The sequence below is a fragment of the Palleniella muris genome (assembly GCF_004792655.1).
In the GTDB taxonomy this organism is placed as follows: domain Bacteria; phylum Bacteroidota; class Bacteroidia; order Bacteroidales; family Bacteroidaceae; genus Prevotella; species Prevotella muris_A.
In genome coordinates, this window is record NZ_SRZC01000044.1 from 1 (window position 1) to 5,127 (window position 5,127).

Annotated in this window: 3 protein-coding genes and 1 pseudogene; all 4 read left to right on the forward strand. The window is 43.9% G+C overall.

Annotated elements, in window-relative coordinates:
* Nucleotides 1-474 precede the first annotated feature (474 nt).
* Complete coding sequence (locus E5358_RS14835) at nt 475-1,956, forward strand: radical SAM/SPASM domain-containing protein (RefSeq protein ID WP_135940931.1); 1,482 nt, start codon at nt 475-477, stop codon at nt 1,954-1,956.
* Entirely contained in the window at nt 1,949-4,315 is a 2,367-nt protein-coding gene (locus E5358_RS14840) for a TonB-dependent receptor (protein ID WP_168354701.1), read from the forward strand. The genes E5358_RS14835 and E5358_RS14840 overlap by 8 nt, the downstream gene beginning before the upstream one ends.
* Nucleotides 4,316-4,337: 22 nt before the next feature.
* Nucleotides 4,338-4,544: a cysteine peptidase family C39 domain-containing protein gene (locus tag E5358_RS15460; protein WP_277821335.1), complete on the forward strand. Its 207-nt coding sequence runs from the start codon at nt 4,338-4,340 to the stop codon at nt 4,542-4,544.
* A 313-nt stretch (nt 4,545-4,857) separates the two neighbouring features.
* Nucleotides 4,858-5,073 (forward strand): annotated as a pseudogene (locus E5358_RS14850) (ThiF family adenylyltransferase); the annotation flags it as partial.
* Nucleotides 5,074-5,127: the final 54 nt, after the last annotated feature.

The following is a 5,127-nucleotide window of genomic DNA, read 5'->3' on the forward strand; positions in this document are numbered from 1 at the left end:
TAGAACACAAATACACTTTTGTGTCAAAATAAAAAGTCGAAGTTCATGTAACTTTGCATCGTCGAAACCAAGATGGCCATCGGAAGTGAGACACCGGACATTAAAAGTGAAAAATGTCCAAACCAGTTAGTTAACATGCTCGTATGTGATTGTCACTGCGAGTGATTTTTAATCAAAAAAGCAAACAGTTATGACTTACTTAGATTTATCTAATAAGGACACGTTGAATCCTCAAGAGATGTTTGAGGTAAAGGGTGGTTATGAGTGCTATTCCTATGGGTGTGAAAGCAATGTCTGCAATACCAACCGTGCTGGAGCGGAAAGCAGTTGCAGTACAGCGTATTGCCGAAGTGGAATGGGACCAGTAAAATTTGAGCGCAAAAAAGATTGTATCTTGTTTACAGAACTTTAACTTTTTTAATTTTCACAGGGATTCAGTTATACAATCCCTGTGGAAATTTGATAATCAGGAGTATGAAATACATATTGAACAGCTATTATGTTCTGAGACATGACAAGAAGAGGACATTCATTTTAGGTGGGGAAAATGGGAGGATGAGTAATGGAATTAGTGTAGACAACGATTGGAAATCCATGATTCATCCGGCGTATGCAATGATGCTATCATTCTTTAGTACACCAATAGAATTGGACAAAGCAGTTACCGCCATTTCCAATTTTTTCTCTTTTCCTGAAGAACAGATTGAGAAATTCCTTACGACCATGATTCATGCAAAGGAATGCTGGCATACAACTTTGGCAGGTGTTGACAGCGGATTCCCAAAGAGCCTGATAATACCGGAGCAACCTCAGTTGAATAAGTCAATACGCTATCGTCCAGAAGATTTCAGATTCAAAGAATTAGACTTTGAGTCTCGCCGTATGCTGACCGCACCTTTGTCAATCGTGTGGATGCCTAACAACAACTGTTATACATCATGCGAGTATTGTTATGCCGACAGAAAGCACCATAACAGCATGTTCTCGCTTGAGAAGATTGAGGCTTTTGTTCAAGATTCAGTTAAAAGTGGTGTTGTTGAGATTCTGATTACCGGCGGTGATTTCTTTGAGAACCGCCATTGGAAAGGGATCTTGAATGTATTGAAACAATATGGCTACAATGTTGACATGATTTCAACAAAAAAGCCTCTTTCACGTGACGAACTCGTAGCTTTCAAAGAATATGGAATCCGGTTGCAGGTTTCTTTTGACACAGCATCGGATGCCGTCGCCAAAGAGTTGTTGCACGTACAATCCGGTTATGTCGCTCGTATAAAGGAAACGCTGCAGCAGATTAATGAGTTAGGCATTGACTGTCAAATAGCGACCGTGCTTACCAATATGAATGACAGTATTGAGAGTCTTTCGGAATTATATTCATTTCTATCCACACTTAACAATTTGAAACATTGGGAAATCAGAGTGGGATTCCGTTCTTTGTATAGCAGAACAGATTTCGACAAGATTAAATCCTCACGCAAGCAAATCTCAAGGGTGGCGGATTGGATAGAGGAAACAAAAAAGAACTCACCAATAAAAATATTATGGTCACCTGATGATGATGACAAATACAAGAAGGCAAAAGGCGGAAGCAAGAATTTTGAAGGACCCATTTGCTCAGCAAACATGACAAACATGATTGTGCTGCCTGACGGCAATGTCACAATATGCGAGCAGCTTTATTGGAATCCGGAATTCATTATCGGCAATGTCTTTTCGGAATCAATATGCGATATATGGAACTCAGACAAAGCTGTCCGTCTATGGAAGAGACAGCAGGATTCCATTACCCACAAAAGCCCTTGTAGGAAATGCAAGGATTTCAAAGATTGCTTTGATAATGGAAACCGATGCTTTGCAAACATAATAAAAGCCTATGGCATGGAGAACAGCGACTACCCAGACCCGCGATGTTATTTGGCTCCAGACTTTAACAACAATATCACACATGAATAAGATTTCTTTTTTCCTGCTGCTTTTGTATGGCATGAGCATCAGTGTCATGGCGGATGAGCGCCATGGAAAAGTCATAGGACAGATTGTCAGTGAGGAAGGCAACCCTGTGGAAGGAGCCTATATCTTCATGATTGCAGACATGGCTACTCAAAAAATCATCTCCAGCACTTTATCCGATGATGACGGAACGTTCTCATTGGAGTCCCCATGTGGCGAAATGGTGATGGGCATTTCCTGCCTTGGCTACAGGATGGTGCGAATGAATGTCTCCATAAAAGATGCGGAAACGACTGATTTGGGCAAATGCCCAATGGAGGCGGAAATCAACGAGTTGCAGACCGTCGTTGTCAAGGGACATCCTGTCCGTGTGAAATCCATGCCAGACGGATTCTCCGTCAACACCACCGACATAGCCTCAAGCAGTAACAGTGCCTTGGACTTACTGGGGCGTCTGCCTCAAATCAAGGTCAAAGGCAACGAAATCAGTGTCATAGGCAAAGAGCACATACTGCTCAGCGTCAACAATGTCATGCAAAGGGTTGACAAGGAACAGCTTGCCGATGTCCTGAAAGGATATGATGCCACCCTTATAACCTCGGTGGATGTCATCACGGCACCACCTGTAAAATACGACTCCGACGGCACCACCGCAATGATTGTGCTCCACATGAGTTCCAAGTTCAACAGATATACAGGTGGAAACATTGGCTCGGAAATCATGAAAGGAGAAAGATACAACGGCAGGTATGGTGTATACAGCACAGGAGTATTCAACAATGACAAGCTATTTATTGACATCACACCGTCGTACAACCACAATTATTCATATATGTCGGAGAACGCAACATATTCTTATGACACAGGTGATTCCTATATGACATCCACACCATCCAGAGGCAGTAACGACTACGTTGGCGGTTATGCAACAGTGCAGTACCAGTACAACAAGAAAGGATATTTCGGCCTCAACTGCAACATCGGCAGGAGAGACCATGACAATGAGTTCGTTTCCGAGGAAAACTACAGTGGCGGACAGACTTTCAACAGAAACTACATCAGCATTGGCAAACCACGTGTCAACGCCTCTGTCTATGCAGAGCATTCCTTCTCCGATTCATTCACAGGATGGGTTGAGACCTCATACTACAGTTACAAAGAAAACAATGACATGCTGTTTGAAGGATGCTATGCTCCGGAAGAACATCCATTCATGACATACCTGTCAAACCAGAGCCTGAAGGCAAAAGGCGTGACTTTCGCAAACGACTATTCCCTTGCGGTGGGCAAGAATACAAGCCTTGATTTCGGATTCAAGGCTTATTATGCCAGGATTTCCAATGAAAGGAGCAATGAACTGACCGAAGCAGGCTATCACGCAACAAGCCAAAATGACCGTATCAAACTGGACGACATCAAGCTGAATCCGTACATAAGCACAACATACCGCCCGACACAAAACCTTTATTTCAGACTCGGAGTGCAGGTCTCATACAGCAAGCGCGATCTGGACAGCAGGGACATGGAAAGGCGCAAACTTGATTACACCAACTTCCTTCCGGATTTCATCGCATCATGGAACTCCAAAGCCGGTTCACGGCTTTCACTGATATTGACCTCAGGCTGCATCGACCCTAAGTTCGACCAGATAAACCCTTTTGAATGGCGCATAAACCAGCACAGTTATTCAAAGGGAAATCTGGATCTCAAAGGCGAGAGCCACTACACTTACAAAGCCGTTTACAGCTATAAGGGCAGTCTTTCCATCACGGGATATGTCAACCAGAGAAGGAAAGAGATTGTCTCTGTCAACAGGCTTGTTGACGGGGATGTATACTCTGTCACGGAGAATGCCCAGAACAGCATGGAGTACGGTATCAAGCCCTCCTTTTACTATGACCGGCTGAAATGGCTGGAAATCTCTGCAGAAGCATATTGGGGCTATAAGATTTCCAAAGCCATTATCTCCGGAATATCCGAAAAGGCAACCTCCGACATTTGGGGCTGTAATCTGTATACCGGCTTTGTTTTCAACAAGGCACGCACCTTCACAGGCTACATCAATTGTGCCTATACGGGCAGACAGAAGACAGCGGTCTCCACAACAGACCCGATGCTTGATTTCGGTACAGGCTTGTCATTGTTTGTTCTTGACAGGAAGCTTGCTTTTTCCTTGTCCGGAATAAACCTGTTTGCATCACAGTACAAAGGAAAAGGCGAGCGCCAAGGCTATACAATCAGTTTCAAGAACCGCTACAACTATCCTACATTGTATTTCTCCGTGAATTACAGATTCAACAATCTGAAGGATGCCACGCCACGCCGCCAGAAGATGATGCGTAGCATTGAGCAAAGAATGTAGAACGAATAGAAAGGAACAACCCATGAAACACACCTATTGGCAGCGGCAGCACGACTCCATGCAGTGTGACATAGCGTGCCTTGCAATGCTCTGCCGCCATTACGGGCGCAAGTATTCTCTTGAGACTCTCTCTCGCTACTGCTTTGCCACAACGGAGAGTGTCTCCATGCTCGGAATAAGCGAGGCGACAGGAAATTCCATGTTGCAGACCCGGGGAAAGGACTCCTGACATATTCCCGCGAAAAGCTTGAGCAACATTGGGCTGTCGTGCAGCCTGACGGCACAAAGAAAGGCATCGCCATGTTCCTTGAACCGACAGAGGAATTTTACAAGAGAGAAAAGGGCGTAGGGGAAGAAGGAGAAAACCGTTCATTCGGTTTCCTTTTCAGCTATTTCAAGGAGTACAGGCGTACATTTTTAAGAATATTTTCCCTGGCACACTTTTGTGTATAATTTGCATAGCATTAATAAAAAAAACACTTTTATGCTATGCCTGTTTCAAAACCATTTGTAACTTTGCACTCGAACAAAACATAAAACCTATGGAAAGATACAGCAGGAATCGCATTTACGTCAATGCGGAAGAGCAGAAAAAAGTCAGAAATACCCGTATCCTTTTAGGAGGTGCTGGTATTGGCAGTATCATAGCGGAATGCGCTTTGCGCTTCGGCTTTGAGAACATTACAATTGTTGATGGGGACAAAGTGGAGTTGAGTAACCTCAATCGCCAAAATTACACAGAGGGGGATATTTCTCGGATTTTGTCAGCCGGCACACCGCACCAATTTGCAAGATTCTCCGATACATAAAGG